Source organism: Xanthobacter autotrophicus (genome assembly GCF_029991245.1).
GTDB lineage: Bacteria > Pseudomonadota > Alphaproteobacteria > Rhizobiales > Xanthobacteraceae > Xanthobacter > Xanthobacter autotrophicus_C.
Window position 1 is genome coordinate 1 of sequence record NZ_JAIVFO010000400.1, and the last position, 420, is coordinate 420.

The 420-nt window shown below is 67.6% G+C and carries 1 protein-coding gene; it reads right to left on the reverse strand.

Annotation, left to right across the window (positions count from 1 at the left end):
• Positions 1-420: magnesium transporter (locus tag K9U41_RS23405; protein ID WP_282643223.1), on the reverse strand; the 420-nt coding region annotated here is incomplete at both ends.

Below are 420 nucleotides of genomic sequence, written 5' to 3' on the forward strand. Positions count from 1 at the left end.
GCGCTGGCCGGGTCGAAGCCGAGCCGCTTCAGGATGAAGGGCAGCATCGAGCCGGACAGCGAACCGAAGGTGACGATGCCCACCAGCGCGGCGCCGATGGTGATCGCCAGCAGGATCCAGTGCTCGCCGTAGTCGTGCAGGCCGCCCAGCTGCCAGATCACGATGCGCACGATGGCCAGGCAGCCGAGGATGGCGCCCAGCACCATGCCGGTCGGCACTTCGCGCAGGGCCACCTTCCACCAGTCGCGCAGGCGCAGTTCGCGCAGTGCCAGGCTGCGGATCAGCAGCGAGGTGGCCTGCGAGCCGGAATTGCCACCCGAACTCATGATCAATGGGATGAACAGGGTCAGCACCACCGCGCGCGCCAGTTCGTCCTCGTAGTGCTGCATCGCGCTGGCCGTCAGCATCTCGCCCAGGAAC